The sequence below is a fragment of the Candidatus Foliamicus sp. genome (assembly GCF_965221325.1).
Classification (GTDB): Bacteria; Pseudomonadota; Gammaproteobacteria; order Steroidobacterales; family Foliamicaceae; genus Foliamicus.
The window spans coordinates 1449540-1468852 of sequence record NZ_OZ244880.1 but is presented as its reverse complement, the minus strand read 5'-3'; the positions used below and the strand labels follow the sequence as shown (position 1 = coordinate 1468852).

23 protein-coding genes and 1 tRNA gene are annotated in these 19313 nt (G+C 60.6%); 8 read left to right on the top strand and 16 right to left on the bottom strand.

Annotated features, from left to right (window positions below; all coding sequences use genetic code 11):
* Positions 1–2: 2 nt before the first annotated feature.
* Positions 3–902 carry an alpha/beta fold hydrolase gene (locus tag ACWCOO_RS06490; protein ID WP_446830186.1) on the bottom strand — a complete coding sequence of 300 codons (900 nt, stop codon included), beginning with the start codon at positions 900–902 and terminating at the stop codon, positions 3–5.
* Between the two features lie 362 nt (positions 903–1264).
* On the opposite strand from ACWCOO_RS06490, the gene ACWCOO_RS06485 reads away from it, so the two are divergent.
* The 3 genes from ACWCOO_RS06485 to ACWCOO_RS06475 all read left to right on the top strand — a co-directional run bounded on the left by ACWCOO_RS06485 (position 1265) and on the right by ACWCOO_RS06475 (position 3686).
* The gene (locus tag ACWCOO_RS06485; protein WP_446830049.1) at positions 1265–2281 is read left to right on the top strand and encodes a helix-turn-helix domain-containing protein; all 1017 of its coding nucleotides are present in this window, start codon (positions 1265–1267) and stop codon (positions 2279–2281) included.
* 126 nt (positions 2282–2407) lie between these two features.
* The gene (locus ACWCOO_RS06480) at positions 2408–2608 is read left to right on the top strand and encodes a hypothetical protein (RefSeq protein WP_446830185.1); all 201 of its coding nucleotides are present in this window, start codon (positions 2408–2410) and stop codon (positions 2606–2608) included.
* 61 nt (positions 2609–2669) lie between these two features.
* Positions 2670–3686, top strand: a complete 1017-nt coding sequence (locus ACWCOO_RS06475) for a class I fructose-bisphosphate aldolase (protein ID WP_446830184.1) — start codon at positions 2670–2672, stop codon at positions 3684–3686.
* A gap of 34 nt (positions 3687–3720) precedes the next feature.
* Here the strand turns inward: ACWCOO_RS06475 and ACWCOO_RS06470 are convergent, their stop codons facing one another.
* Genes ACWCOO_RS06470 through ACWCOO_RS06450 form a run of 5 tightly spaced genes read right to left on the bottom strand, consistent with a single transcriptional unit; the run spans position 3721 to position 7626 of the window.
* The gene (locus ACWCOO_RS06470; protein WP_446832010.1) at positions 3721–4392 is read right to left on the bottom strand and encodes a cytosine permease; all 672 of its coding nucleotides are present in this window, start codon (positions 4390–4392) and stop codon (positions 3721–3723) included.
* 57 nt (positions 4393–4449) lie between these two features.
* On the bottom strand, positions 4450–5037 hold the full coding sequence (locus ACWCOO_RS06465) for a hypothetical protein (protein WP_446830183.1): 588 nt from the start codon (positions 5035–5037) through the stop codon (positions 4450–4452).
* A 16-nt stretch (positions 5038–5053) separates the two neighbouring features.
* Complete coding sequence (locus ACWCOO_RS06460) at positions 5054–6595, bottom strand: beta-barrel assembly-enhancing protease (RefSeq protein ID WP_446830182.1); 1542 nt, start codon at positions 6593–6595, stop codon at positions 5054–5056.
* The gene (locus tag ACWCOO_RS06455) at positions 6592–7059 is read right to left on the bottom strand and encodes a peroxiredoxin (protein WP_446830181.1); all 468 of its coding nucleotides are present in this window, start codon (positions 7057–7059) and stop codon (positions 6592–6594) included. Before ACWCOO_RS06455 ends, ACWCOO_RS06460 begins: the two co-directional genes overlap by 4 nt.
* Before the next feature lie 36 nt (positions 7060–7095).
* A complete protein-coding gene (locus ACWCOO_RS06450; protein WP_446830180.1) occupies positions 7096–7626 on the bottom strand; it encodes a glycine cleavage system protein R in 531 nt (176 codons plus the stop codon).
* 66 nt (positions 7627–7692) lie between these two features.
* Between ACWCOO_RS06450 and dapA the strand changes: the two genes are divergently transcribed.
* From dapA to ACWCOO_RS06435, 3 genes are all read left to right on the top strand, one after another.
* Positions 7693–8568, top strand: coding sequence for a 4-hydroxy-tetrahydrodipicolinate synthase (dapA, locus tag ACWCOO_RS06445; protein ID WP_446830179.1), 876 nt, complete (start codon positions 7693–7695; stop codon positions 8566–8568).
* Entirely contained in the window at positions 8565–8840 is a 276-nt protein-coding gene (locus tag ACWCOO_RS06440) for a hypothetical protein (protein ID WP_446830178.1), read from the top strand. The genes dapA and ACWCOO_RS06440 overlap by 4 nt, the downstream gene beginning before the upstream one ends.
* Positions 8841–8855: 15 nt before the next feature.
* Positions 8856–8946 (top strand) — tRNA-Ser (locus ACWCOO_RS06435).
* Positions 8947–9100: 154 nt separating this feature from the next.
* On the opposite strand, the gene ACWCOO_RS06430 is transcribed toward ACWCOO_RS06435, so the two are convergent.
* The 3 genes from ACWCOO_RS06430 to ACWCOO_RS06420 are packed head-to-tail and all read right to left on the bottom strand — an operon-like array spanning position 9101 to position 10694.
* A complete protein-coding gene (locus ACWCOO_RS06430; protein ID WP_446830177.1) occupies positions 9101–9538 on the bottom strand; it encodes a hypothetical protein in 438 nt (145 codons plus the stop codon).
* Positions 9535–9891 carry an STAS-like domain-containing protein gene (locus ACWCOO_RS06425; RefSeq protein ID WP_446830176.1) on the bottom strand — a complete coding sequence of 119 codons (357 nt, stop codon included), beginning with the start codon at positions 9889–9891 and terminating at the stop codon, positions 9535–9537. Before ACWCOO_RS06425 ends, ACWCOO_RS06430 begins: the two co-directional genes overlap by 4 nt.
* Positions 9888–10694, bottom strand: a complete 807-nt coding sequence (locus tag ACWCOO_RS06420; protein WP_446830175.1) for an ATP-binding protein — start codon at positions 10692–10694, stop codon at positions 9888–9890. Before ACWCOO_RS06420 ends, ACWCOO_RS06425 begins: the two co-directional genes overlap by 4 nt.
* 479 nt (positions 10695–11173) lie before the next feature.
* On the opposite strand from ACWCOO_RS06420, the gene ACWCOO_RS06415 reads away from it, so the two are divergent.
* Together ACWCOO_RS06415 and ACWCOO_RS06410 are read left to right on the top strand one after the other, a co-directional pair.
* Positions 11174–12249 (top strand): IS3 family transposase gene (locus ACWCOO_RS06415; RefSeq protein WP_446830174.1). Its coding sequence is split into 2 segments (ribosomal slippage): positions 11174–11429 and positions 11429–12249, totalling 1077 coding nucleotides; the frame shifts between segments, so codons are not numbered across the junction.
* A 78-nt stretch (positions 12250–12327) separates the two neighbouring features.
* On the top strand, positions 12328–12939 hold the full coding sequence (locus ACWCOO_RS06410; RefSeq protein ID WP_446830173.1) for a GNAT family N-acetyltransferase: 612 nt from the start codon (positions 12328–12330) through the stop codon (positions 12937–12939).
* 8 nt (positions 12940–12947) lie between these two features.
* Here the strand turns inward: ACWCOO_RS06410 and ACWCOO_RS06405 are convergent, their stop codons facing one another.
* The 7 genes from ACWCOO_RS06405 to ACWCOO_RS06375 are packed head-to-tail and all read right to left on the bottom strand — an operon-like array spanning position 12948 to position 19214.
* Positions 12948–13898 carry an alpha/beta fold hydrolase gene (locus ACWCOO_RS06405; RefSeq protein ID WP_446830172.1) on the bottom strand — a complete coding sequence of 317 codons (951 nt, stop codon included), beginning with the start codon at positions 13896–13898 and terminating at the stop codon, positions 12948–12950.
* Between the two features lie 49 nt (positions 13899–13947).
* On the bottom strand, positions 13948–15405 hold the full coding sequence (locus ACWCOO_RS06400; protein ID WP_446830171.1) for an amidohydrolase family protein: 1458 nt from the start codon (positions 15403–15405) through the stop codon (positions 13948–13950).
* 46 nt (positions 15406–15451) lie between these two features.
* On the bottom strand, positions 15452–16204 hold the full coding sequence (locus ACWCOO_RS06395; protein ID WP_446830170.1) for an SDR family NAD(P)-dependent oxidoreductase: 753 nt from the start codon (positions 16202–16204) through the stop codon (positions 15452–15454).
* Positions 16205–16240: 36 nt separating this feature from the next.
* The gene (locus ACWCOO_RS06390) at positions 16241–16990 is read right to left on the bottom strand and encodes a phosphorylase family protein (RefSeq protein WP_446830169.1); all 750 of its coding nucleotides are present in this window, start codon (positions 16988–16990) and stop codon (positions 16241–16243) included.
* 6 nt (positions 16991–16996) lie between these two features.
* The gene (locus ACWCOO_RS06385) at positions 16997–17851 is read right to left on the bottom strand and encodes a carbohydrate kinase family protein (protein WP_446830168.1); all 855 of its coding nucleotides are present in this window, start codon (positions 17849–17851) and stop codon (positions 16997–16999) included.
* Positions 17848–18423 carry a cysteine hydrolase family protein gene (locus tag ACWCOO_RS06380; protein ID WP_446830167.1) on the bottom strand — a complete coding sequence of 192 codons (576 nt, stop codon included), beginning with the start codon at positions 18421–18423 and terminating at the stop codon, positions 17848–17850. The genes ACWCOO_RS06385 and ACWCOO_RS06380 overlap by 4 nt, the downstream gene beginning before the upstream one ends.
* Positions 18420–19214: a GntR family transcriptional regulator gene (locus tag ACWCOO_RS06375; protein WP_446830166.1), complete on the bottom strand. Its 795-nt coding sequence runs from the start codon at positions 19212–19214 to the stop codon at positions 18420–18422. Before ACWCOO_RS06375 ends, ACWCOO_RS06380 begins: the two co-directional genes overlap by 4 nt.
* Between the last annotated feature and the right edge of the window lie 99 nt (positions 19215–19313).

Sequence of the window (19313 nt, the reverse complement as noted above, 5' to 3'; positions counted from 1 at the left end):
CGCTAGGGAATGCCGTGGCCTGCGAGGTATTCCCGGACCAGCGCGGCACACCGCTCCGGCTTCTCCAACTGCAGGAAGTGCGACGTCTCGGGCACGAAATCGTAGTCGACGGCCGATGCATGGCTCAGGTCGAAGGTTGGCAGATACGCGTAGGGCAGCGTGGGATCGGCGCCGATGACTTTCGTTGGGCAGGTTAGCGTTTTCAGATCCAGCAGTGGCGCGAAGCTCCTCGCGTATTCCGTGATCTGGGCCTCGTAATCGCGAGGGCATCGTAGTTCATAAGCTTCGTCGTCGGCGGTCTTGCGAAGGGTCGATCTCGCCATGAGTTCATGTACGCCAGGCACTACGCGGCCGAATCCGGGAACCAGGGCAAGAATTTCGACAAATTGCTGTTCGGAGTCGAAGCGTTCTGTACGGCGCCGGATCTGCGCCGTTGTCCGCTCCGCCGCCTTTATGAATTCCGATTCGCTGGCTGCGGGTTTGCACAGCGGCGGATCGAACAGAATGAGGGCCGAATAGAGTTTGCTGAAAGACATCAGCGTTACAAGCGCCGATAGTGAGTGATGCACACCAACGGTTGGCTTTTCGCCGTATTCCCGAACGATGGCCTTGAGGATGAGGTCATGGTCGGAAATCAGTGTCGGAATGTTGTGGTCCTGCCGAACGCCGACCGTGTTCCAGCCGTGGTTGCGAATGTCGTATATCGTCAGGTCGAAATCGTCGGCGAGCAGCGACCAGAACGGAAAATAAAGATCGGCCGCGAGACCGTTGCCGTGACTTAGAACGAGCCGAGGGCCGTGCGGGTTGCCGTGCCGACGCACAGCGATCTCCGTGCTGTCATCGACCTGTACATTGTGGATCGAGAGCGGCTCGGGCAGTGTCCACTCGGCCTTGTTCGTCATGGCGACTCGCATCCATTCAGAGGTCGAGGAAATGTCTTGATGCTTCCATTTGCGGGCGCAACAGCCTAGTTATCATAGTCGGGACAGGCCCAAAAGCAACACGCTGGCGCGTTTTCGCTACCCCTCGCTCGGCGTATCGGAGTGCCTGTACATGAAGGTGAAAAAGGTGTCCGGGTTCAGACACATGTGGGACTGGTGCCGAAGTGATGGAGGGGTGGTTTCTGCTCTGATGGGGCGGGAACGGCGCAGCTCTTTTCCGCAGGGAGCGTAGCGACGCAAGGAAAAGAGGTGCGCCCCGGCGCTCGCCGGGGCGCGGGTTCGGTTAGCCTTTGTTTTTCGAACAAACAAAAAGGAGCCGAACCATGCAAATCAAGTCCCTGGGGATGAAACGTGTGCGCATGGACGATACCACGCCGGGCGATGCATTTGAGCGCTTACGCAAGATCGAGACCTATCGGGAGTTACGCGCAGAGGGGTGCGGCGAGGCCGCGGCTCTGCGCGCGGTCGGCTGGTCCCGATCCACCTATTACCGCTGGCAGGCGCGCTACCGTTCTCAAGGCGTGAAGGGGCTGGCAGCCAAAAGCCGCCGCCCGAGACGCACCCATCCCGCGCGCTGGACGCGGGCCCAGGAATGGGCCGTATGGCGGATGCGCAAGCACTATCCGTTCATGGGCAAGCGGCGCCTTAAGGTGATGCTGGATCGCGAAGGAATCCTCCTGTCGGAATCGACCATTGGACGGATCCTCGTCAAGGGCGTATGCCTGCGCCGGATCACGCCGTGCGCGTTCTGCCGCGGGCGGGTGACGGCCAAGCGAAGGCGCAACTTCGCCAACGGACACGCCCAGCGCTGGCGTCCCGGCGTGAAGGCCGCTCAGCCCGGCGAGTGGGTGCAGATCGATCACATGAGTGTGTCGCGCGACGGCGATACGCTCAAAGAGTTCAAGGCCGTCTGCCCGGTCAGCAAACAACTGGTCGTGCGCGTGTATTCCCGGGCTACCGCCAACAACGCCCGGCGCTTCTTGCAAGCAGTCCGAAACGAACTGCCCTGTCCGCTGCAATCCCTGCAAGTCGATGGCGGCGCCGAGTTCCGCGCCGAGTTCGAAGACGCCTGCCAGACGCTCCAAATCCCCCTCGCCGTACTGCCACCCAAAAGCCCCCAGCTCAACGGCGTCGTCGAACGCGCCAACGACAGCTCAAAAACCGAGTTCTGGAACCTCTACAGCGGACAACTCACCGTCAAGGACGCCGCACCCGCCTTGGCACAATACCAGCACTTCTACAACCATGTCCGACCTCACTACGCCCTGGACTTGCTCACACCAATGCAATACCTTCGAAAATACAGGACAGCCGAACACGCTCAGTCCCATATGTCGTGAACCGGTACAAAAGGTTGCAACATTCGCGCTGATGCTCGTATAGTAGCAACGGCATCTGGTCTCGGGGGATGAATTGCCGTCTCGGTGGCCTTTGCTAGCCATAAACCCTAATGGGAGGAAGAAGTTATGAGCAATACTGCAGATCGCATCAGAAGTCTTGTGAAGGAAAGCCTCGGCGCTGGCGAGGTAAATCTGGATGAACTGTCGTCGCTCGACAAGGTAGCCGTGTTGAAGAAAATCGAAGGCGAGTTCGGCGTCTCGATCCTCAACCGGGACGATGTCCAACTGAATAGTTTGGACGATGTCGTAAATCTAATCGACAATTGACCCATTCGCGCACGCTGGTCCCAAGCGTGCGCCGATGGTTCAGCCAACCGGGTGGGACAATATGAATAATGCCGGCCTGTCGGCCACAGCGCAGGCAATGGTGGCGCCGGGCAAGGGCATCCTGGCCGCAGACGAGAGTACGCCAACGATCGGCAAGCGTTTTGCGGGCATTGGCGTGGAATCCAGCGAGACCTTGCGCCGTGACTACCGTTGCATGCTGTTTTCCACTCCGGAGGCGGAGCGCCACATAAGCGGCGTCATTCTGTTTGACGAAACCTTGCGGCAATCCATGCCCAGTGGCGAGCCGATTCCGCACTACTTGTCCGGACGCGGCATGATTCCGGGGATCAAGGTGGACAAGGGCGCCAAGCCCTTGGCGGGATTTCCAGGCGAGAAAATTACCGAAGGACTGGACGGATTGCGCGAACGCCTGGCCGAGTATCGCGGTCTGGGTGCGCAGTTCGCGAAGTGGCGGGCGGTCATTGCCATCGGTGAGGGAGCACCCAGCGACTACTGCGTGCACGCCAATGCGCATGCCTTGGCGCGCTATGCGGCGCTGTGCCAGGAGGCAGGCCTGGTTCCCATCGTGGAGCCGGAAGTACTGATGGATGGGCCGCACCCGATTGCGCGCTGCGAGCAGGTGACCGTGGAAGTCCTCGACCAGGTGTTCGACGAATTGGAGCGGCATCGGGTAGAGCTGGAAGGGATAGTGCTCAAGCCCAATATGGTGGTCTCGGGTAGCGAATGTGCGGCTCAGGCGGGGGTCGATGAAGTTGCCGAAGCTACGTTGCGCGCGCTCCAGGCGCAGGTGCCGGCGGAGGTACCGGGCATCGCGTTTCTGTCCGGCGGGCAGTCGGCCGAGGAAGCGACCGCTCATCTCAGCGCTATGAATACGCGCGGGCCGCATCCCTGGGAGTTGACCTTTTCCTACGGACGCGCTCTCCAAGCTCCGGCCCTGGCGGCTTGGCAGGGCAGGGCAGAACTCCTGCCGGCTGCGCAGCAGGCGTTCGGCGAACGCGCTCGACTCAACGGCTTGGCGCGCACCGGCGATTACCACGCGGAACTCGAAGCCGCTTAGTCTCTCCCCGAAGCCGCGGACGTTCTACAGCCGATCAACCGCCAGCGCGTCGCCCGCCGAAGGCGTAGTGCAGGATCAAGTAGGCCACCATGGAGCCGACCAGACCGGATAGTGCCGGTACCAGCCATTCCGGCGCGAAAAAGTAGCTCAGCAATCCCAGCGGATAGGCCAGCAGGGCCGCCCAGTTTGCGGCGGGCAGGCTGGAATCGTCATTGGCGTTCATGCGCCCCCGCGCCACGATGTAGTAGTGTGCGATGACCGGCCCGATAAGCGGCGGAACGATTATGGCCAGTGTGCCTATCCAGGTGAGGAAATACTGGTATATCCCCAGCCCTAACAAAGTTCCCAGCAACCCGCAGATCACCGTCATGACCCGCCGCGGGCGGCGCATTATGCTTGATGTCTGAATGACCGGCAGGTAGAGATTGGCGTCACCCGTGGTCCACAGCGCCACGCTCATGCCCACCACGCCCAGCAGTGCGATCCAGCCGGCCTGTTCGCGCAGGTAGGAAGTGAAATCGCCGTCACCGCCATACACCACGCCGCCCAGCGCGCCCACAATCTGCAGAAACCATTGGGCGATGATGAGCACGATGAACGGGATCGCAATCGCTACCCAGGCGCGTTTGGCGAAGCGCGTGTATTCCGCCATCACTACCGCGCCTACTATCCAGGAGCCGATCACGGCGTTGACGCCGCCCAGCACGCTCAATGGATATTCCGCGCCGGCGGCCTTCTCGGAGGAAAGCGCCAGAAATGCATCCTAGCCGCCTGCCTGACCCACATTCAGGTCGATGGAATAAAGGCCCACAGCCACCAGAATCACCACCGACGGTACGCTGACCCATTCCAGCGCCTTGACGCCGAAGTAGGTCGTGACGGTGAATAGGATCCCGGCAAACAGGGCGATTGCGTAGAAAGTCGCGGAGTCGAAGTCCTGCGCCCAGGCGAAACCAAAGGCGCCTACCACGATGCCCTGCCAACCGATGGTGAGAAGGGCGATGAACAAAACCGGCAGATAGGCTCCGATTCGTCCATACACCAGCCGATAGAGCAGGCCGCTGTTGCAGGCGGTCTTGTATCCCATGTAACCGACCACGGCCCCGATCGCGAAATTGGCCAGGTTGCCGAAGAAGGAAGCTTGCACGGCGTCCGGCCAGAAGCTCATCCCCTTGCCGAGGGCGCCGCCGGTCAAAAGGCCGGTCACCAAGAAGCCCCATCCGAAGGCCAGCGTCAGCAGCGGCAAAGTGTTGCGTCGCTGGCTGTCACTGAGCGGCGTGAGCGGGTTATCCGCGCTGCGCTGCTCCTCCTCGGCCTTCAGCGTCCACCATTCCTGAAAGCGATTCGTCATTTTGTGTTTCCCCCCTCTATCCTGGTTGGTCAGCAGTTTCCTCCCGGTCCTGTTCCGGTTCCGCCGCATCGTCTCTACCTCTGTCGCCCCGCTCCGCCATCAGCTCCACTTGCTCCAGACGCGCCTCGATGCGACTGCGGCGCACTGCGTCGGATTGTTCGGCCGCCTTCAGCGCCAACTCCAGTTGGGTGTGCGCACCGTTGAGGTTGAGCCGCATCAATTCGTACTCGGCCATGAAATAGTGGGCATCGGCCACTTGGCCTGATTCTCCGCTGGCTTGGGCCAGCAGACGCGTGGTTTCCGGGTTGAGTTTGCCGCTGATCAGGTATTCCAGCAACAACTCGCGCGCCATTGGCGCCTGACCGTTTGCGATCAGCGTCTCGGCATAGCGGTGGGCAATGCTGAGATTGCCCGGAAACAGGTGCAGTGCATCGTCGAAGGCGCGCCGCGTCTCGGTCATGCGCCCGGCAGCCGCGGACGCGCGCGCCGCGGCTATGCGCAGCGGGATAGAGTTCGGGTATTCGGCCAGCAGTGTACGCAGCACGGCTTGTGCCTCGACCGGCTCGCCGACTTCCAGCAGCGCCAACGCCTCTCCGTAGAACTTGCCGATGTTGGCAGGATTCTCCGTGGTCGGCAGCGACCGGAAGTGCCGCAGTGCCGATTCGGGGTTTTCGCTGTCCAGCAGGCGGGCTTGTGCGCGGGCGAGGTAGTAGTTGAGGCTGCTGTCCACATCACGCATCATTTGCGGGGCAATGCGCCCGCGCGCCTCGGCGATCCGGTTCACGCCCACCGGGTGCGTGCGCAGAATTTCCGGCACCGCGGCCGCCGCCAGCGAATCCCTGCGCGACATGGTTTCGAAGAACGATGGCAGACCTCGCGGATCGAAACCGGCCTCGGCCAGTGTGCCGATGCCGATTCGGTCGGCCTCGTATTCGTGCGCCCGGGTAAAGTTGATACGCTGCTGCAAGGCTGCGCCCTGGGTGGCCATCAGCGCGCCCTGCATCATTTCTCCGCCGCCTCCCATCAGGCTCCCCACCAGCAGCGCGCCCACCAGCATGGCCATCGACATGATGCCGGTGCCGCGCATGGCTTGAATCTGGCGAGAGATGTGCCGCTGCGTCACGTGCGCAATTTCGTGCGCCAGAACTCCGGCCAGCTCGCTTTCGTTGGCAGTGGCTTCGATCAGCCCCGTGTGGACGCCGATATAACCGCCGGGAAGCGCGAAGGCATTGATTGACGGGTCCTGCACCACGAAGAAATGAAACTGGTGGTCGCCGTTTTGCGCCCGGTAGGCCAGCCGCCCGCCCAGGTCGGCCACGTACTCGTTGATTTCCGGATCGTTGACCAGCTTGCCCGCGCGACGAATCTGCTCAATGACGCTAAGTGCGATTTCCCGCTCCTCCTGACTGGTGAGAGCCGAATCCGCGAGACTGCCCATGTCCGGCAGGGCCTGCTCCCGACCGGTCTGGGCTCCCGCCGGCAGGCTCTGCGTGCCCAGCAGCAACGCCAGCGCCGCGCAAGCGGCGCGATGGGATGCTGAGCGCCGGCAGTCGCTCACAAGGCGCGCACGGCCTCCAGCACTTCGTCGACGTGTCCTTTCACTTTTACCTTGCGCCATTCCTTGCGCAGAACGCCCTGCTCGTCGATCAGGAAGGTGCTGCGGTCTATGCCCATGTACTTGCGGCCGTACATGCTCTTCTCAACGATCACGCCGTATGCGTTGCATAGCGTTTCGTCCGGATCCGAGAGCAGGTGGAACGGAAAGCTCTGCTTGGCGCGAAAATTGTCGTGCGAGCGGATGGACTCGCGCGAAACGCCCAGTATTACCGCGTTGGCGGCCTCGAATTGGTCGTGGAGATCGCGAAAATTCTGTCCTTCAAGAGTACATCCCGAGGTGTTGTCCTTGGGGTAGAAATACAGTACCAGCTTGTGGCCCTTGAGCGCGCCCAAGGTTTGCGTACCCCCGGCCGTGCTTGCGGTATCGAAGTCCGGGGCCGGTTTGCCGATTTGGGTCGTACTCATTCGCTTCTCCTCTTCTCCTGATCTGCTCCATCCGCGCTAACCGTGGATCGGCTCGATGACCGCGTCCAGGTTGTTCTTGTCGCAGAAATCATGAAACTCTTCGCGCAGCAGCGCGATTCCCACATCACGCGGCACATGAACCTCAATGCGCACTGCCAGCATAGCCGCGCCGGTGCTTGGGGCATTGTAGCGCCGCGCATGGACTTCGGCGACTGGCAACTCGCGCCGCGCGAAGAAGCTTACCAGCGCCAGAGCAAGATTCTCGCGCTCCAGCGCGACGGCTTCCACGTGATAGGGGGCCGCCGGAGATGGACCCGTCCGCGGGGGCGTTTCACTAATCGAGACCTCGCACCCGGTGCGTTTGCTCATGCGCTCCAACGCGCCGCGAACCTTGCTGGTGGTGTGCCAGTTTCCTTCGACCAGCAGCAAGGCTCCGAAACTGCTTCCTAAAACCGTCATTCGCGCGTCGCGAATTTCGCCTCCAGCCTCACTTATCACTTCGCAGAGTTCGCGCGCCGAGAGGTCTTCAATGGGCCCGACCGCAGATATCGCCAGCAGCTTCTCCATGCCATCGTTAGCTTACACGAACCCACCCCAAAACCCTTGTTACGGCGGGATAAAATTTCCGTCGTCATGAAAGGTAGCCTGGTAGCTCTGGTCACACCGATGCGCCCCGACGGCGCAGTGGACTACGCGGCTATGGACAGCCTGATCGATTGGCACGTGGATTCGGGCACCGCCGCGCTGGTGGTGGCCGGCACAACCGGCGAATCCGCGACACTGGATCCCGAAGAGCATGCGGCATTGATACGCCACGCGGCCCGGCAGGCGGTTGGGCGGATTCCGGTCGTGGCCGGCACGGGATCCAATTCGACCGCGCAGACCATTGCGCTTTCGAAGGCGGTTGCGGGTGCTGATATCGCAGCCTACCTGGTGGTGACGCCGTACTACAACAAGCCCACCCAGGAAGGCATGGTCCAGCACTTTACGGCCATAGCCGAAGCCGTGGAACGCCCGTTGATCCTCTACAATGTTCCGGGCCGGACGGCGGTCGATTTGCTGCCGGACACGGTCGGTCGCCTGGCCGGGCACACGGGCGTGGGTGGCTGCAAGGAAGCCACCGGAGAAGTGGATCGGGTAGCGCGCCTGCGGGCGCTTTGCGGAGAAGAGTTCCTGTTGTACAGCGGTGACGATGCAACGGCCCGCGAGTTCATACTTGCCGGCGGCGACGGAGTGATCTCGGTTACGGCCAATGTCGCCCCTGCCGCAATGGCGGCGATGTGTGGGGCTGCAATCAGCGGCGACGCAGCGCGGGCGGGCCGCCTGGATGCGCCTCTGGCTGGCCTGCATGACGCCTTGTTTGTGGAATCCAATCCCATTCCGGCAAAATGGGTGCTACATCGCATGAATCGGATAGATGAAGGTATTCGCCTGCCGCTAACCTGGCTTTCCGCGGCGCATCGCTCGCAGGTGGCAACGGCCATGAATCAGGCGGGGTTGGGATCGTGATGCGTGGCATCAGCTATGCCGGCTGCGCGGCTCTGGCGCTTGCGCTGCAGGGTTGCGGACTGTTCGGCGGCGGCACCCCGCCTTGCGAGAACCCGCAGCCCTACCAAAGCGCCGAATCCGCCGAACCGCTGATTGCTCCGGAAGGCCTGGATACTCCGCAGACCTTCGGCAATCTTGAAGTGCCTGAAGGTGAAGCGCTGCAGGGGCCGCCTAAACGCAGCAATGGTTCCTGCCTGGAGGAGCCCCCACGGATCGAACCGCCGGGGGCATAGCGGCGGCAGCGTCGCGGAGAGGTGGCCGAGTGGACGAAGGCGCCTGATTGGAGATCAGGTATACGGTCATACCGTATCGTGGGTTCGAATCCCACCCTCTCCGCCAAAGATGTCCCGCGTTTGGCGTTAACCGCGGCGCGTCGAGCAGAAGTGACGCCCGGCGGATAGCAAAACGTGCGAGTTGGCTTCGGAATAAGGCGAGGCTTGGGGGGGGGGGTGGCCTCGATAGCTTGGCGGTGACTCCAGATGGGGGCCGTGGATCAGCCGAGCGACTTGACGATTGCTGTAACGCCCTTCGTGACACTGCGAGCGCGATCTTGTTCGGGGCTCCACTGCTCTTGCTGAAAGCACCCTCCTGTAGCCGCACTCCAGAGCATTATTCGCAAGGGCTTTGTCTCCTGGTACGACTTTCTAAGCTGGCGATAATTTCTTGCCAACAAACTGTATTCGGTTGAGATGACATTTTGCGCAGAGAGAATCTCGGCTTCCATGCGCTTGCGCTTGTCTCGGTTGGTACCGCTGGAAAGCCAATAGCGATTAGCTAGATTGAGATAGCCATACAACGCATGGCGCAATTCATCTACTCGCAGATGTAGTCTGTGAACACGATTTTGAACATGATAGTTGGCAAACCAACCGACGAAGGCTGCGATAACCGCTCCGGCAAGGCCGGAAATGAGTACCAATAGCGGGTTCACACGCGCTCAGCAGGCTCGCTTGCTTCCGAAATGTGAACCATAGCGAGTTCAGCAAAGTCTCGCAGAGCCTCGTCCTTTGCTGTAACCTGCAGGTGGCGTTGTAAGAATTCCTTCCGGTAGCCCGCTCGAACTAGGCCTCCAAATGCCTCTTCGAGAAAAGAAGAACCGACACCGGCTACTCCGTCCAACGAAACTTCCAAGCGGTCGGAACCAGTCAGATCCCTTAGTCGCGGAACAAGGTGCGTGTCACGAAATTCAGTGCCGTTGTATTTTCCGTCTTGCCGGAATCGACCTGCCGGGTACATTGAAAATACTTCGGCAATCGATATCTTGGTGATTTTTCCGCCCTTCATTTTCCAACTCTCCATTCTATTAGTGTGCCACGAAGTGGGTGGGGATGGTGCGTTAGCGTTTCTCGCTCAATGCCATCCGAGCTTCGTTCCACCAGATATTCGCCCTTTTGGCTGGTCACGCGGTAATACCCCTCACCAATGTACTTGAAATACCCGCGCACATCCCGCTCTAGCCCATGTCCCCTGTGTGGCTGGTCAGTGCGAGTTCTTGAAAGTTCGTGGGCCTCCTTAATCATCTTGGCATGGTCTCGTAGAAGACTCTTGCCAAGGATGCGTTCCTTTAATCGCTCCCCATAGTTGCGAGGAAGCGTCTCTGGGATTCCGCTACCTTGATCGTAGATCATAATGGTCACACCGTCCGCATCGTGAGAGGCAGATAACCACCACGATGCTGCGCGACGATTCTGGTGTTGATATGCGTGCTGAACCACATTGGTCATTGCTTCCGTAACAGCGTTGTATAGGCGAACTGGATTCGGCAGTTCCCCTGCGATTGGTTCCAAGTCCTTCGAGCGCAAGCGATCAATCGCCTTCCCATCAACCTTTCTCCCACTGCGGAATTTCACATATTGCGTATCACCCTTATTCGAGGCATCGGGCAAGCCGTGGCCCACTACCTCAAGAAGATCGAAAAAGCCCATTTCGTTCAGCAAACTGCATACGTTTGGATCCCACTCATGCACGTCGACCACACGGAGACGTGAGCGGTACAGAATGTTGCTCCAACGATCAAGCTCCGCCGCCAAAACAAGCGCAGCTGCAGGAGATAAGGCGCGTATCTCACGGAAATCAACGTAAATCACCTCGTTTCTTACTCTGGCGCTATGCTGACGAATTTCGCGGAGTGTCTTGACAACGCCCTGTAAGTTCGTCTCCAAAGAGAAATTCGGTGGACAAACAATTCGTATGTTTGCGCGGCGACCCCGTATCTGAGTCCTTGATCGACTTCGGGGCGGTTGTCTCTGACGCTTGGATTTTCGATTCTCCTTAGTTGCGAGCCGACGCTTGTTCGATAAGCGTGCGTGGATTCGATTCCATTTTCGCGATTGGCTGGTCGGCTTCTTCATCTACCGGGAATGATCATGCACCGTATCTATGGTCATTGGGCCGCCCTGGAATGCAAGGTCGAGGCTACGATACCCGCACTACGCTCGCCCTGGCAATCACAAAACTGCACGCATTTGTCCCTGAATGGTACTGGGTTTCTTGGCCCATTCCCCTGTAATCCGAGCCGTTTTGGATGTGGGATTTCCTTGTATGTTGACCCCAAGGAGGTCCCCCGATGAAGCGGAAGCGGTATACGCACGAACAGATCATTTCGATCCTCAAGGATCACGAGGCCGGCCAGCCGGTCGGCGAGTTGGCGCGCCGGTATGGCGTCGTCGAGAACACGATTTATCGCTGGAAGTCCAAGTATGGCGGCATGGAGATATCCGACGCCAAGCGGCTTCGTGATCTTGAGCACGAGAACGCCCGGCTCAAGAAGCTGTTGGCCGAAGCGGAGCTGGACAAGTCGGCGCTGAAGGAGCTGGTCCAGGGAAAATGGTGACGGTCGCCCAGCGGCGAGCGGCCGTGGATCACCTCACCGATCGCCGCTACAGTCAACGACGTGCCTGCCGCCTGGTGGGCCTGCCCCGTTCGGTGGCCTGGTATCGTCTCAAGGGCCGTGACGACGCGGACCTGCGTCACCGGATGCAGGTCCTGGCGGAACGCTATCCCCGCTACGGTTATCTGACGTTGCACGAGATGCTCAAGCAGGAAGGCCGCGTCATCAACCGCAAGCGCACGTATCGGGTCTACCGCGAGGAAGGCCTGCAGGTGCGTACCAAGCGCCGCAAGAAGATCACGCGGCCCAGAGTGCCCATGCCGGTGCCGACGAAGGCGAACGAGCGCTGGTCCGCGGACTTCATGTCCGATCAGCTCGCCAATGGCCGGCGGTTCCGGATCCTCAACTTAATCGACGACTTCTCCCGCCCGTGTGTCGGTCAGATCGTCGACACCTCGATCTCCGGCGCCCGCCTGGCCCGGTATCTCGATGAGCTCGGCACCATCCGGCCATTGCCCAAGACCCTGGTGCTCGACAATGGCACGGAGTTCACTTCCAAGGCGATGTTCTTCTGGGCCCGGCGAACCGGTGTGCGGCTCCACTTCATCCAGCCCGGAAAGCCGACTCAGAATGCGTTCGTGGAAAGCTTCAACGGCAAGTTCCGAGAGTACTGCCTGGACTTACATTGGTTCGGCAGCCTGACGGAAGCACGCGCCATCATCGAGCGCTGGCGAACGTACTACAACCATGTCCGGCCTCACCGATCCGTGGGCAGAATGCCCCCCTCGGTGTTCGCCAAGAACGTAGCTTGATATGATGAATTTCCCACATCCAGGGTGGCTCGGATCCAGAGGAACGGTCAGAGAGTGAATGATATAAGTCAGCGAAACATGAAAGCATCCAAGTTGAAGGAGCTCAAAATTGATGCATCCACACGGCTGCGCGAGTTGACTAGCGAGGACGCCAGCTCCCTTTATGCGCTGGTCGATAGCAATCGGAAGCACCTGAGGCAGTGGCTACCCTGGGTCGACATGCAGCAAGGGCCACACGATTCAGGGCAGTTCATCGAAGGCGCAAGAAATGACAATCAGGCGGGAGTTGCTTTGACTCTGGGGATTGAGCACCAGGGCGATGTCGTAGGAATGATCGGATTCCATGAATTCGACAACGATAACCGCAAAACTTCAATGGGTTACTGGATTTCTTCGTCCCATCAGGGAAAAGGAATCGTCTCGAGCTGCTGCGAGAGGTTGATTGAATACGCATTCACTAATCTCGGGCTGAACCGAGTGGTAATGAAAATCGCTGAAGACAATATTCGCAGCCGAAGTGTGGCGGAACGCCTTGGATTGGTCCGCGAAGGAACTTGCAGGCAGTCAGAATGGTTATACGACCACTTTGTTAATCAGGTGATCTACGCAATGGTGGCGGATCAGTGGTTAACTGACCGAGGCGCTGGATCTAAACAGGGGCATAGGGGGCGTCAAAGATGCGCCACGTAGGGTTTGGGTCAGGCGGGGGCGGCGAGGAAGTTGTCTACGGCGTCGGCCCATTCTTCGGGCATTTGATCGACGATGTCGATGCCGCCTCCCGCGAGTTCCACGTACGTGAAGTCGGGTCGGATGCGGGCCGCCAGCTTGGCGTTTTCGTAGATTTGATCGCCGGTGTTGGTGAGGATCATGGTGGGCGCTGCGACGTTCAGCAGCGCGTTGTTGTGGTCGTAGATGAAGGCCGCGTGGTGGCCGGTCCAGAAGGGGGCGTAACCCTGGAAACGCTCCACGACGTAGCGGGTGATCGTCTTCGGGTCGGGACTCGTGCCGGCTTCGGCATACATGCGGTAGCGGGACGCGAAGGCATCCTGCATGTGACTGCCGTCAGCTTCGTAAACGAAGTTGATTTCGCGTTCCTCGACGAATTCGAGGAAGGTTCTGCGTTCTTCTTCTGTTACCGGCAACGGGCCATTGACAATCAGCTTGTTCACTCTCTCGGGAAATAGCAGTGCAACTTCCGTTGCCACCATGCTGCCGGTGTGGTGTCCGAGCACATCGGCCTGCTCGATGTTGAGATGGTCAAGCACCGCGGGCACCGCTTCAGCCCAGTCGCTGGCCGTGGGCACGAAGGGCGTGGGGTCTGACTCCCCGAATCCTGGTGAATCCACGCCTATGGCCCTGATTCCGCGACTTGCCAGAGGCTGGTAAACGTTCTCGAACTGGCGCGAAGTCATGGGCGCTTGCGGGCACAGAATAAGCGGTCGGCCATCGCCTCCCGTGTCGCGGAAGTGGACCTGCCCGAAGGGACCGTCGGCGTAGCCTCGCCTGGGCACATAAGGCATGGGCATCGGCCCGGATCTGACCGCATAGGCATTGTCTTCGGCTCGCGTCGCAGCGTTGGCGCGGGCGCCGGACATCGCTGCTATTGCCGCGCCGGCATACTTGATCGTGTCTCTGCGCGTTGCTGTCATGGATTAAACCTTACTTTTCAAGTCTTTCGGGCGATTTGCGACCGACCGATCAGGCGGCGGCCTTGTGACCCTGCGCCAGCATTTGTGCGACGCTGTTTTCCACGGCTGTGCCGACGAAGAACTCCGGATTCAGCTTGGTGAAAAGCCGGGCTGGATTGTGGAAGACGAAGTCGGCGAAATCATCCTCGCTGATAAGTCCGTCCTCGACCAATTCATAAGCCTCGCACAATATTTCGGACATTTCGGGGACATCCCAGTGGCCGAAGTCGGAGGAAAACATGGCGTTGAGCTTACGTCCACCCGGCAGCAGCCGCGCATCAAACGCGGTGGCGTTCATTCGGTCGTCCGCCTCGCAGCCGTAGTAGAAATTGGGTACCAGCCGGTCGAGCAAGTCGTCCACGCTGGCGATATTGGCCGCTGCGAAGTCGTCGATGCCGTCGTGCTCGGTTGCGCCACTGCCGAAGGTGGCTTCCTGCGCGCGGTCCGCCAGGACTTTGCCGCCGTATTGTTCGAACAGGGAGCTAAGCAGCTTGCGATCCACCTTCTCCGGGTTGAATTGCTGCACCGCCTCGGCGCTGCGTTTTTCCCAGCGCTCCTTGAGGTCGCAAACCAGACTCGCGCCCCAGGCCACGCCGCATTCCAGGAAAGCGAAATTCAGGTTCGGGAAGCGGTGGGTAACGCCGCCGAAAAACAGCGCCTTGGCGAAGGCATGGCCGGCGGCGGCGAAATGCCCGGTCTGGTTGTACATGTAGTTGCTCGGAGAGCGGCGCATGTGCATGCCTTGCCCGACCGCGTGCGCCGTGACGGGAATCTTGAGGTCCATGCAGTGTTGCCACAGCGGGTCGTAGTCGTAGATGCTGTCGATGGCCAGCGTGTCGATCCAGAATGCATAGGTTCTGTATTCAGGATTGCTCTCGTCAATCGCGCCGATCGGGCGTCGCACCAGGTTAATGAACATTGGTACCTTGAGGTTCAGTTCGCCGATGGCGTGGTCGAGTTCCTCAATCGCTTCCTCGGGTGTTTGGCATGGAATCACCGCCGCGGGCGTGATGCGGTCATCCAGCCCCCGGAACATTTCCGCCATCATCAGGTTATGGGCCCGGCAGGCAGCCCGGCGCACATCCTTGTCGGGGATGTCCGGCAGCGCGAATCCGATGGTCGGGTAAACGACCGCGTAATCGATGCCCATCTCCGGCAGGCGTTCGTGCATCAGCTTGGGCAGCATCGCAGTCGCCAGGTCGCGCGTGTTTTCCGCCGGCGCGGCCCAGAAGGCGGGCCGAATAAGGTTGTGGTGACGCCGCTGTTCTGGGTTCAGCTTGTACCAGTTCTGGCGGTCGCGCCGGCGGAAGGTCGCGAGGGTCTGCTGCGACATCTCGGGGCCGCCGACTTGCTTCAGGTAATCGAAGATCACCGGAAACAGCTCAAGCATGTGTCCATCCGTGTCGATGACAGGATGATTCAGGCGTTTACGAAGTTCGCTGGAGCGCGAGAGTTGTGCTTTGCTCACGGCGTTTCCTCCCTTCTGGGATATGTTACTTCAGCCTTTCCCCCGCTTAGACGCGCGTGGAACGGCCTCCGTCCACGATGATGTTGGCGCCGATAACAAACCGTGCTCGGCGCGAACAGAGAAAGACCACCACGTTGGCGATTTCTTCGGGGGTTGCCATACGGCCGAGCGGGAAGGCGGCAATGGATTGGCGGAACCGTTCCGGGTTTTCGGCTTCGACCTGCGCCCAGATTCCATCTTCGGAATACGTCGGGCCGGGCGAGACCGTGTTGACGCGTACACCGCCTGCCGCGAGTTCGCGCGACAAACCCTTTGCGACGTGGGCCAGGGCTGCCTTGATGGCTCCATAGGCATCGCGGCTCTGCGAAGCGGCTGCCGAAGTCGAGCCGATTACCACCACCGCGGCATCGCCGGAGTCGATTGCGGCCTTCAGCAGACTGGCTTTGGCGGCATTGACGATTACCCGCAGCGCGCCGATTTCCACGCGCATGTTCTGCTGCCATGCTGCCTCGGTATCGCCGGACGCCATGGGGCTTGCATTCAGCACCAGTAGATCCAGTCCGCCCAGCCGGCCGATGGCCTGCTCGATCCACATGCGGGTCGCTTCGGTATCTTCGAGGTCCACGGCGGTCCCCCTAACATGAGCCGCGGAATCGTCGGTTGCCGCTCCCGCTGCCACTGTGCGGGCGCAATACTCGACCAGACATCCTTCCGCTACGAAAGATTCGACGATTTCGCGGCCTATCCCACGCGACCCTCCAGTCACGATCGCCCGCGCTCCGGCCAGGTGAAGATCCATGAATTCTCGGCGGATCCTGGTTTGCGCGGCGGTCTCTCAGGCCGGCTCAACCTGGACCAGTGCTTCCAGCGCGGTCGAGATCAGGTTGTGCTCGACGCGGGTGTATTCCGCTGTGCCGATTTTCTGCTTGTTCAGGCTGTTTACGGTCGATGCACAAAGGCTGCCCACCTTGCAGCCCAGCGCGTTGCCGACCGTGAGAATCGCCGAGGTCTCCATGTCCACGGCAAGAACATTCTGCTCGGCCAGTTGCTCAAGGTTTCGCCGCACTCGGTCTTCGGTTGCGTCGTCCAGCGCGAACATGTCCTTGTAAAAGCCGTCGAAACTCGCGAACTTGCCTACGTGGCAAGTTACTTCGCGCTGTGCCGCGGCCCGCGTCAGCGCACGCACGAGGCGGGGACACGCGCTGCGGCCGGACGCGCTATCGGCATAGGCGGCTGATGTCCCTTCAAAAGACTCCGCGTCATCGGCGATGATCATGTCCCCGATATTCACCGGAGTAAGCCCGATGCTGGTTCCGATGCGCAGGAATACGCTGGCGCCCAGGTTCGCGAGTTCGTGCAGAACGATGGCGGCGATGGGCGAGCCCATCCCGAAGGCCGACAAGGTGACCTGGCATTCCATGTAAGTTCCGGTTACCGTGGCCAGCCCCCGATTGATGGGCAGGGCTTCGACGTTCGTCAGGTAGCGGCTGAATCGCGACACCCGGCCCGGGTCGCCGAGGAGAATTACGCGGTCGGCCACCTGCTCGCTGCTGCAGCCGATGTACCAGGCTTTCCTGGCGTTCATGGTTGGTTAACCATGCGATCTTCCGCGCAACAGCGAGGCGGCCGCGTTGACGCCCGCCGCCGTCACCGCACGCAAATCCGACTCGCCGGCAATCACGGCCGCCAGGCAGCCGCCTGCCAGCGTATCGCCGGCGCCTGACGCATCGTCGAAGGATATGGGCTCTACATCAACGCGGACAGTCTTCTCGCCGCGCTGCGCCGTGACCGCGTCTCCGCCCGCCGTTTCGACGATGACCTGCCGGGGGCGCCCGGCGGTTGCCGCGCGCGCTTTATACACCCACTCGCGTTCCTGATGATTGCAGAAAATCCAGTCCGCGCGTTCCCCCAACGCTACGCGCAGGTCTTCGGGATACGACAAGGGATCGTTCTTCATAACCCAGGCGACCAGGCATTCGGCGCTGATGAGGCTCAGCGCCTCCCTGGCGATATCGGGCGGACCTACTGTGACGCAGAGCATTTCCGCGTTGGCGATCAATTCCTCTTGCGTCGCGGTAAGCGTTTCGCGTCCGAGCATTCCCGGGTCGAAGAGGCAGCCGCAACTGCCATCCTTTTGATAAATCACGAAACAGACGGGCGTGTTGCCCGGATCGACGGTTGCGATACCTTTCACTCCCACACCGCCATCTCGCGTCCAGGAAACGAACAATTCGCCGTGGGCGTCGGACCCGACCCAGGTTACCAACGATACGCTGATGCCTTGGCCGGCTATCGGCAGGGCCACATAAAGCGGACAGCCTCCGGGGCGGGGGAAAGCATCCGCGGGGCGTTGCCGGATCATGACCGTGCGGTCGCCGGCAAAGAAGCCGTCGAGCACCGCGGGGAAATCGATCGATGCGTAACCGATGACGGCGACCTTGCTCACGACAGCAGTCTCACGCCTTCCTCCAGCGATACCACCCATCCCAGGTAGCGTTCGATGTCTTCCAATGAGGCTTCCGCCAGATGCCGCCGGTTCGAATTCACGGCATCCCGCACCACGTGGCAGCGGTATCCGAGCGAAAAGCCGTCCTGCACGGTGGCGCGCACGCAGACGTTGGTCTTGACGCCGCCGATCACCAACGTCCTGACGCCCAGTTCTCGCAGCAGCAGATCCAGATCGGTGGCTTGAAATGCGCTCATTCTCCGCTTTGCAAGCATGATTTCCATGGTTCCTCGGGGCGCAAAGCCTTCCACCAATTCGGCATCCAACTCGCCGGCGACGCAATGCGCGGGCAGCTTGGCGGCTTCGAAGTCGTTCAATCCGGGCCGATGGCGCTCGCCGACAAAAATCACGGGGCGTTTGGACGCGCGGGCGCTGTCTAGCAATTTGCGCAGGGCCGGCAACAGATTCGCGCTCTCGGGGTAGTAGTTCTCGCAATCCTCGTGAAAGAACGAATTCTGCAAGTCGATGAGCATCAACGCGACGGCGCCGCCGTTGTCCGAACGCCTCTTCACGGCTTGCCTCGCGATGGCGCCGGCTGGTTCGTGGGCTGCAGGGCCGATATCGGGTGCGAGCGCACCAGGCGCGCGTCGTAGGTATAGCAATCCTGGAGATAGACGGCTTCGATCAACTCTATGAGACCGCCTAAGGCATCGAAACTCTTGCGATGCACGAGCATCACGGCCGCAGGCAGGCCCACGCCAAGTAGCTCGCCTTCCCGGGCGGTGGCCAGGCGGACGTTGATGTTTTCTTCCGCATGGTCGATTACCAGCGCGCTATCGTCGAAGGTCTTGTACAAGGAGAAATCGGGTTCTGCAGTGCTACCTCCTGTGGCGGCCAGCGCCGGAATCCTGTCGGCGATGCGGGCAGGCACGAGCGCCGTATGAATGGCCCAGGGCAGGCCATCGACGAGTCGAATTCGCTCCAGTAGCAGGGCGGGTTCGTCGCAGCCGAACTGAAGAGCCTCATTGCGGCTCATGGACCGTTGCGCAAGCAGCCGATGGCTGGGAATGCGGCCCTGGCGGCGTACGCTTTCCGAGAATCCGCGCAGGTAACCGGGCGATCGGTGCAGGGCAGGGCGCGCCACAAACGTGCCTACGCCCTGTCGGCGCTGAAGGAGGCCCTGGCTCAGCAACACGTCAATGGCCTTGACCGCCGTGCCTCGGCTGACGCGGAATTGCCGGCAAAGCTGGGACTCGCTGGGCAACAGGTCGCCCGCCGCCCACCTGCCCGCACGAATGCCGTCGCGCAACGCGTCCGAAAGAACGATATAGCGGGGTTTCGCCGCTCTCCGGCCAGCGATCATTGGCGTAGGTCCTAGCTTGCTCAAAGCGCCACCCATGTTACCCAACATTTTCCGAATGACCACTTGACTAGTCAACTGAATCGCTATACTTTGGTATGT

Excerpts from the sequence above, each read along its gene's own strand:
- ACWCOO_RS06490 (WP_446830186.1), bottom strand. The coding sequence starts at position 902 with ATGACGAACAAGGCCGAGTGGACACTGCCCGAGCCGCTCTCGATCCAC.
- ACWCOO_RS06485 (WP_446830049.1), top strand. The coding sequence starts at position 1,265 with ATGCAAATCAAGTCCCTGGGGATGAAACGTGTGCGCATGGACGATACC.
- ACWCOO_RS06480 (WP_446830185.1), top strand. The coding sequence starts at position 2,408 with ATGAGCAATACTGCAGATCGCATCAGAAGTCTTGTGAAGGAAAGCCTC.
- ACWCOO_RS06475 (WP_446830184.1), top strand. The coding sequence starts at position 2,670 with ATGAATAATGCCGGCCTGTCGGCCACAGCGCAGGCAATGGTGGCGCCG.
- ACWCOO_RS06465 (WP_446830183.1), bottom strand. The coding sequence starts at position 5,037 with ATGACGAATCGCTTTCAGGAATGGTGGACGCTGAAGGCCGAGGAGGAG.
- ACWCOO_RS06455 (WP_446830181.1), bottom strand. The coding sequence starts at position 7,059 with ATGAGTACGACCCAAATCGGCAAACCGGCCCCGGACTTCGATACCGCA.
- ACWCOO_RS06450 (WP_446830180.1), bottom strand. The coding sequence starts at position 7,626 with ATGGAGAAGCTGCTGGCGATATCTGCGGTCGGGCCCATTGAAGACCTC.
- dapA (WP_446830179.1), top strand. The coding sequence starts at position 7,693 with ATGAAAGGTAGCCTGGTAGCTCTGGTCACACCGATGCGCCCCGACGGC.
- ACWCOO_RS06425 (WP_446830176.1), bottom strand. The coding sequence starts at position 9,891 with ATGAAGGGCGGAAAAATCACCAAGATATCGATTGCCGAAGTATTTTCA.
- ACWCOO_RS06410 (WP_446830173.1), top strand. The coding sequence starts at position 12,328 with ATGAAAGCATCCAAGTTGAAGGAGCTCAAAATTGATGCATCCACACGG.
- ACWCOO_RS06405 (WP_446830172.1), bottom strand. The coding sequence starts at position 13,898 with ATGACAGCAACGCGCAGAGACACGATCAAGTATGCCGGCGCGGCAATA.
- ACWCOO_RS06395 (WP_446830170.1), bottom strand. The coding sequence starts at position 16,204 with ATGGATCTTCACCTGGCCGGAGCGCGGGCGATCGTGACTGGAGGGTCG.
- ACWCOO_RS06390 (WP_446830169.1), bottom strand. The coding sequence starts at position 16,990 with ATGAACGCCAGGAAAGCCTGGTACATCGGCTGCAGCAGCGAGCAGGTG.
- ACWCOO_RS06375 (WP_446830166.1), bottom strand. The coding sequence starts at position 19,214 with ATGATCGCTGGCCGGAGAGCGGCGAAACCCCGCTATATCGTTCTTTCG.